This window comes from Candidatus Aquicultor secundus, assembly GCF_002791875.1.
Taxonomy (GTDB): Bacteria; Actinomycetota; Aquicultoria; order Aquicultorales; family Aquicultoraceae; genus Aquicultor_A; species Aquicultor_A secundus.
The window spans coordinates 1-6,074 of the sequence record NZ_PFNG01000139.1; the positions used below are offsets into that span (position 1 = coordinate 1).

Annotated in this window: 6 protein-coding genes; all 6 read right to left on the reverse strand. The window is 52.7% G+C overall.

The window, feature by feature from the left end; all coding sequences use genetic code 11:
* Window positions 1-256: 256 nt before the first annotated feature.
* On the reverse strand, window positions 257-913 hold the full coding sequence (gene sigH, locus COY37_RS05730) for an RNA polymerase sporulation sigma factor SigH (protein ID WP_353682460.1): 657 nt from the start codon (window positions 911-913) through the stop codon (window positions 257-259).
* Window positions 914-1,064: 151 nt separating this feature from the next.
* Window positions 1,065-1,571, reverse strand: a complete 507-nt coding sequence (locus tag COY37_RS05735) for an NYN domain-containing protein (protein ID WP_286678836.1) — start codon at window positions 1,569-1,571, stop codon at window positions 1,065-1,067.
* Window positions 1,572-1,693: 122 nt separating this feature from the next.
* A complete protein-coding gene (gene rlmB / locus COY37_RS05740) occupies window positions 1,694-2,428 on the reverse strand; it encodes a 23S rRNA (guanosine(2251)-2'-O)-methyltransferase RlmB (protein WP_286678835.1) in 735 nt (244 codons plus the stop codon).
* A gap of 79 nt (window positions 2,429-2,507) precedes the next feature.
* On the reverse strand, window positions 2,508-4,010 hold the full coding sequence (cysS, locus tag COY37_RS05745) for a cysteine--tRNA ligase (RefSeq protein WP_286678834.1): 1,503 nt from the start codon (window positions 4,008-4,010) through the stop codon (window positions 2,508-2,510).
* A 20-nt stretch (window positions 4,011-4,030) separates the two neighbouring features.
* Window positions 4,031-5,506, reverse strand: coding sequence for a glutamate--tRNA ligase (gene gltX / locus COY37_RS05750; RefSeq protein ID WP_286678833.1), 1,476 nt, complete (start codon window positions 5,504-5,506; stop codon window positions 4,031-4,033).
* Window positions 5,507-5,521: 15 nt separating this feature from the next.
* A complete protein-coding gene (ispF, locus tag COY37_RS05755; RefSeq protein WP_286678832.1) occupies window positions 5,522-6,001 on the reverse strand; it encodes a 2-C-methyl-D-erythritol 2,4-cyclodiphosphate synthase in 480 nt (159 codons plus the stop codon).
* Window positions 6,002-6,074: the final 73 nt, after the last annotated feature.

A 6,074-nucleotide genomic window follows, 5' to 3' on the forward strand; every position in this document is an offset into this window, starting at 1 on the left:
TACTTAAGTGACAGAAGTACGTGAGTGCCCGCTAGATTCTTCGCTTCGCTCAGAATGACAGACAACAGCAGTCTGTGAGTGTTCTCTGGATTCGGAGTTTATCCTGAGCGATAGCGAAGGACCTGCTCAGAATGACACAATAATTATGGTGTTCTGGAACTAGTAATGGAACAATCAAGCAATAGACATAGAGGACGGGAATGTCTAATTTCTTACCGGTCGACTAATATATGATGGAGGGCTAGAGAAAAAAGTGCTAAACTATCGCTTGCCGTCTTCTCAGGTGCAGCTCGACTTTGCGTTTGACCCTCTGAAGGGCGTTGTCTATCGATTTCACGTGCCTGTTAAGCTCATCCGCTATTTCCTGATACGACTTGCCGTCGATGTAGAGCTTCAAAACCTGGGCCTCGAGGTCGCTCAAAATCTCACCGAAACTCGTTTGCATACTTTGTATTTCTTCGCCGCTTATAACCAGTTCGACCGGATCGGCGATCTCGGCGCCTGAAAGCAGGTCCATAAGCATGCGGTCGGATTCATCTTCAAAATAGACCGGTCGGTTAAGCGATACATATGAGTTGAGCGGTCGGTGCTTCTGCCGTGTCGCCGTCTTTATCGCGGTGATAATCTGCCTCGTTATGCACAGTTCGGCAAACGCCCGAAACGAAGCCTGCCTGCCTTCCCGGTAGTCCCTGATTGCCTTGTAGAGACCGATCATCCCCTCCTGAACGAGGTCGTCCCAGTCGGCGCCGATCAAGAAATAGGCGCGCGCTTTTAACCTGACAAAATTCTTGTATTTATCCAGGAGAAATTCAAGAGCGGAGTCATTGCCCTCTCGGGCGGCGATAACTAATTGAGAATCAGTAAGCGTTTGAAGAAGAACATGAGCATTAAAATACGAAATATCTGCCTGGATTTGCACTACCAACGCTCCTTCGACTAAGTTGTTCCGGTTATAGTAGGCTCATCCCTTTTGCCCCTGCTGCTGCGGCTGGCCACCAATGGCCGAGTGGGAGAACGCTTTAAGATTATACTCGCCGCATCGGCGTACGTCAAGAAAATAATGGCTATTCGGGGAAGCCGGCCATACGCTCAAGCGCTTGGCGTAAGGCACTATCGAGGCGCTCTTCAAGTCGGAATCTACCGCCTTTTTTTGCTGTTGTTTTCAGCTCTTTTTCGGTTGATTCGAGATCGTTTACGAGTTCGCGGGCACTCTTACGCAAGACTCCGGGCCTAAAAATAACCTTTTGCTGGTTATAATCCGAAGTGGCGACAACAATATCTCCCTCATAGCCGCCCTTAAAGACAACACGCTCGATCATCTGATCCGCGGTTTCCCCCGATCGCGTAAACCATACGTCGATGCCAAGGATGTTCGCGTGGTGGCTTCCCTTCGCCCCCGTCTTGGCCGCATCAAAAACCAGCATGATCTTATAATCTTCAAACATCTGAAGCGTCGCCAAATCCTCGATGAGCTTAACGCGCGCCATCTCAAGGTCGCCATCCCGCCATTTCCTGTACCTGTCCGTTGCGTATATTAAATTATATCCGTCTACTATTAGAAGTCGAGTCATATTCTATCGACCCTTCATTCACTATTGCCAGACTTTTTCTGCTCTAACGCGTTGGCTATCAGCGATTGGCGATCACCCACTTTCTCGGCCCACACCCAATCGCTGATCGCTCTTCGCTGCTTTTAAATCGCTAATCGCTGCCGTAACGCCTCAAACATCATCAGCGCCCCCGCAACGCTTACGTTAAGAGACGACACGTGGCCCTGCATGGGGATGGCGACCAGATAGTCGCATTTTTCCGAAATCAGGCGTGAGATGCCGGCCCCCTCGCTGCCTAAAACGATCGCAATCGGGCGGTTGAGGTCGAGTTCGAAATACAATTCGCGGGATTTTTCGCTTGCCCCGACCACCCAAAACCCCACTTCCTTAAGCTCATCGATAGTGTAAGCGAGATTACTGACCTGGGCGATTTTTACATAGGCTGTAGCGCCCGCCGAAGCCTTATGCACGGCTGCGGTTACCGACGAGACCCTCCGCTTGGCGACGATGACGCCGGCCACACCGGATGCCTCAGCCGAGCGCAGCAGCGCGCCGAAGTTTTGCGGATCGGTTATCCCGTCGAGCAGTACGACAACGGGGTTCTGCGTGATGTCCAAACTCTCTGCAAGCTCGGCGAACGAAGCATACCTGTACGACTCGATGGTCGCGATAACGCCCTGATGAGCCCTTGAACGGGAAAGCTCATCCAGCCTCTGCTTATCCACCCTATCAACGCGAATGCCCTGTTTATTGGCCAGGGCTTCGATTTTTTCAACGATGTCGGACGGCTTCGTTTGTGCGGCTATATATATCTTGGTGACCCGGCCGCGGCTTTTGAGTACCTCATATACCGCCCGCCGGCCCTCAACAGTTTCCACCTACAGACCCACTTTCTCGACCTACAATCCCACGCTCTAGACCCACACCCCTAGACCCTTAACCCCGGCCTCTGGACCCTTACTTGAGTTTCCACCTCGAGCCAAGCGGTGTATCTTCGATCTCAATACCCATCTGAGTAAGCCCGTTTCGTATCTTGTCCGCCGTAGCGAAATCCTTCTCTTTTCTGGCGATGTTTCTGCGCTCCAGTATCTCATCGACCAGCTCGGATTTGCCCTTGTTGTCGGTTGATCCCAAAACGTCGCCGGCAAGATCGAAAATCGTGTCGGGCAGCTTCTTATCCACCTCTTCCGCCCCCGGAAGTGTGAGATTAAGACCCACCGCACCTGAGAGTTCAAGCAGCATCGCGTCGGCTTTTTTCAAGATATCTTGGGCGTGCATGCTCATCTCGCCGTAGGCTTCGATAAACGTGTTTGTCTCTTTTACCAGCTCAAACACTGCAGCGAGCGCCGCCGCCGTATTGAAGTCATCATCCATCGACTCAATAAATTTTTTCTTTGCTTCGTCGATCGCTCCCTCGAGCCGGTCGATCTGCTCAACCTTCTCGGGCATTCTGGTAACCGTCATCGCGCCCAGGGCATCCTCGATTCTCCTTCGCACGTTCAACAACCTCTCATACGCGGTTTCGGACTCTTTAAGCTTGTCCGTGCCGAAATTAATCGGGCTCCTGTACTGCGTTCCCAGCGCAAGCAGACGTAATACGTTTCGATCATATTCTTTTAATAAATCCCTGACCAGGATGATGTTTCCCAGGGATTTCGCCATCTTCTCGTCACCGATATTGACCATACCGCCATGCAACCAGTACTTGACGAACTTTTTGCCCGTATAGCCCTCGGTCTGGGCGATTTCGTTCTCGTGATGCGGGAAGATTAAGTCGCGTCCCCCGCCGTGGATATCAAAGGTGACACCCAGATACTTTAACGACATCGCCGAGCACTCGATATGCCAGCCCGGCCTCCCCTTTCCCCAGGGGCTGTCCCAGGACGGCTCCCCCGGCTTGGCGGATTTCCAGACCGCAAAGTCCATCGGGTGGTGTTTTCTCGGATCGATCTCAACGCGCTCCCCGGCCCGCATGTCCTCAAGATCGCGATGCGCGAGCTTGCCGTACTCGGGAAACTTAGCGATCTCGTAGTAGACGTCCCCATCGATGACATATGCAAGCCCCTTTTCGATCAGACCCTCGATAATCTCGATCATTTCCTTAATATGCTCGGTTGCCTTAGGAATAATCGTTGGGCGGACAAGCCTCATATTCGTCGTATCCTCGTCAAACGCTTCCGAGTAACGCTCGGCGACTTCGCTCGGGGCAACCCCTTCTTCATTGGCCTTGTTTATAATCTTATCATCGACGTCGGTAAGGTTACGCACGTACGTAACAGCATAGCCCTTATACTTCAAGTAGCGATAAATGATATCGAAGGACAGGTAGGTGCGACCGTTTCCTATATGAATATAGTTGTACACCGTCGGTCCGCAGACATACATGCCCACTTTACCCGCATAACGGGGGATAAATTCTTCCTTTTCCCTGCTCATCGTGTTGTAGACTTTTAAGGACATTTAAACAACACCACCTCAAATTAGCCAGCCGCTTGGATTGCAGCCTGGATGGCCGCTTCGATGCGGCGTATCGCTTGCTCCTTGTCTAGAATATTCAAGACATAGGGCAGCTCGGGGCCTTTAACGGCACCGGTGAGCCCCACTCGTATCGGCATAAACAGGTCTTTTCCGGTAACGCCGAGCGGCTTGAACTTATCACGCAAGGCATTCACCACCTCGCGGCCGCCGTCAAAATCGAGTTCTCCGTGGCGGCGAAGAAGTTCGAGAAGGGCCGTTAAAACCTCTGGTACATGCGGTTTTCTAAGCCATTCAAGCGCATCGGGCCGTATCTCGTACTCGCCCAAAAATATTGTAGCATATGCAGGAATCTCCGATAGCACGGTCAAGTTTCCGCGTACCGCCTCTACGACTTTAAGAAGATACTCAAACTCGCTTTTCGAAACCCCGCCCTGCGGGATTAAGCCCGCTTCCTTTAAATACGGAATACAGAGGTTGGTGAGGCGCTGCAAATCCGCCGAGCGTATATGCTGCCCGTTGAGCCAGTTGAGCTTGCCGATATCAAAAATCGCCGGGCTTTTAGAGATCCTCTCAATTTTGAACATCTTCGCAAGTTCATCGAGCTCAAACACCTCGCGGGTGTCCTCCGGGGCCCAGCTTAAAAGCGCCAGGTAGTTGTTGATCGACTCAGGCAAATACCCTTTTGCTCGGTAATCGCCAACCGCGGTAGCCCCATGGCGCTTGCTGAGTTTTCCGCCATCGGGGCCCAGAATCATGGCATTATGCGCAAATTTAGGTACCGGATAGCCCAGCGCTTTAATCAGGGGAACGTGCTTGGCGGTGTTCGTGATATGGTCCTCCCCCCGGATCACGTGGGTTATCTTCATCTCGCCATCATCGACCACAACGGCCAGGTGAAACGACGGGGTACCGTCGGAGCGCAGGATAATAAAGTCCCCGATGACGTCGCTGGAGAATTCTATCTCTCCCCGTACTAAGTCGCGGACGATTATTTTCTCGTCCGGCACGCGAAAGCGGATGGCGGGCTTTCTGCCCTGAGCGGCGCACTCGGATTCCTGCTCGGCGGTCAGGTTGCGGCAGGTGCCCTCGTATTTGGGCATTAATCCTGTGGCAAGCCGTGTTTTCCTTCGCTCCTCCAGCTCCTTGGGGGTGCAATAACAACGGTACGCCTGGCCCGAGTGAAGCAACTCGTCAACCTTGTGCTGATAAAGCCCAAGCCTCTCGCTTTGCCGATAAGGGCCGTACGGGCCCCCGTTATCCGGTCCCTCGTCCCAGTTCAACCCCATCCATGCGAGGTCCTCAAGAATCGATTCCTCAAACTCAATTGTCGAGCGACTTCTATCCGTATCTTCAATCCTAACGATAAAAGAGCCCTGTGTTTTTCTGGCATACAGCCAATTCAAAAGCGCCGTGCGCGCGGTACCTATATGAAGGTGCCCGGTCGGACTCGGCGCAAACCTAACCCGTATATCACTCATTTTGTTAGCTATCCCTCACTCCAAAACCTCTTCCACCAGTACAACCGCCTGTGCGGCCACGCCTTCGCCTCGTCCCGTGTAGCCAAGACCTTCGGTTGTGGTGGCTTTTATGCTGATCTGCGACACATCCAGCCCCGTAGCCTCGGCAAGGGCCTCCCGCATCTGCTGCCTATGCAGGGCAAGCTTCGGCATTTCGAGGATGGCGATCGCATCGATATTCGCTAACTTATATCCCCGGTTTTGCAATATGACAACGGCGTCTTTGAGCAGTTTAAGACTGGATACACCCTTGAACTGCAGATCGGTATCAGGAAAGTAATGCCCGAGGTCACCGGCCGCCACCGCGCCCAGTATGGCGTCAATAATCGCATGCGTCAGCACGTCGGCGTCGGAGAACCCCGCCAACCCCATCTCAAATGGGATATCAACCCCGCCAAGGATCAACGGACGCCCCTCAACAAACCTGTGTACATCAAACCCAATCCCAATTCTCATCCGACCCCCACCACTTCAACTTCAACTCCAAAAACCCACACCCTCGACCCACATCCGATTCACCGATTCACCG

What these genes read in the sequence shown, in the direction of transcription:
- COY37_RS05735 (WP_286678836.1), bottom strand. Translation starts at nt 1,571, where the DNA reads ATGACTCGACTTCTAATAGTAGACGGATATAATTTAATATACGCAACG.
- cysS (WP_286678834.1), bottom strand. Translation starts at nt 4,010, where the DNA reads ATGTCCTTAAAAGTCTACAACACGATGAGCAGGGAAAAGGAAGAATTT.
- gltX (WP_286678833.1), bottom strand. Translation starts at nt 5,506, where the DNA reads ATGAGTGATATACGGGTTAGGTTTGCGCCGAGTCCGACCGGGCACCTT.
- ispF (WP_286678832.1), bottom strand. Translation starts at nt 6,001, where the DNA reads ATGAGAATTGGGATTGGGTTTGATGTACACAGGTTTGTTGAGGGGCGT.